This window comes from Anaerotignum faecicola (genome assembly GCA_024460105.1).
Lineage (GTDB): Bacteria > Bacillota > Clostridia > Lachnospirales > Anaerotignaceae > JANFXS01.
In genome coordinates this window covers 1-744 of record JANFXS010000027.1, presented here as the reverse complement: position 1 = coordinate 744, position 744 = coordinate 1, and the positions used below count along the sequence as shown (strand labels likewise).

Genomic DNA, 744 nt, shown 5'->3' with positions numbered 1-744 from the left:
CGGAAGGCGCAAACTTCAACGGCATTAAACTTTTAGACGGTTCTCTCGGCGGCGCGAAAGTTACGACGACAGACAGCGTGGCGGCGGTGCAGGCAAACCCGGGAACTCCCGGCGGCGCAACGGGCGGTACTGTCAATGCGGCGAAAATACAAGATGGTGACAATAATACTAAGAAAGGTTCTTTCAGCCTTACATTCACGGCCGTAACGGGATTTAAAGACGGGGAAAAGGGCGCAAAAGCCAAATATACTATCGGCGACAAAACGGTTGAGATTGATATAACAAAAGATATGACGGCCGACGAAGTTGCCAAGGCTGTTAAAGATAAGTTAGGCGAAGTTACGGTAGGAGGTCAGAAGTTTACTGTTTCGGCAGATAATGGAAACGGTCAATTGACTCTTGAAGCTGTCGATACAAAAACTACAACGCTTGACGGCCTAATGGCGGGCATGACGGGAAATACTACTGCTGGAACAATCGGTAAAGTCGATGCGAAAGACGGAGTACAGGGCAAAATATCCATGGACTTTGACGGAAGGGTCGGAACGGACGTAATCGGCGGAACGCTTACGGTAGGCGAAGGCGATAACGCGAAAGTTTATGAATTTGTAAAGGCAGGCGAAAAAGCGACTATAGACGGCGCTACGGCTATTGAAATTGCGGAAGACGCCGACGCTAAAGCGATTGCGGCGGCAGTAGGAGCGGCAGTAACGGGAGTTGAGAATGCAGACGGCGAGGCATACG

General features: G+C 50.4%; 1 protein-coding gene. It reads left to right on the top strand.

From position 1 onward, the window contains the following. Positions 1 to 744, top strand: a 744-nt coding sequence (locus NE664_12530; GenBank protein MCQ4727462.1) for a hypothetical protein, incomplete at both ends; no start/stop codon positions are given.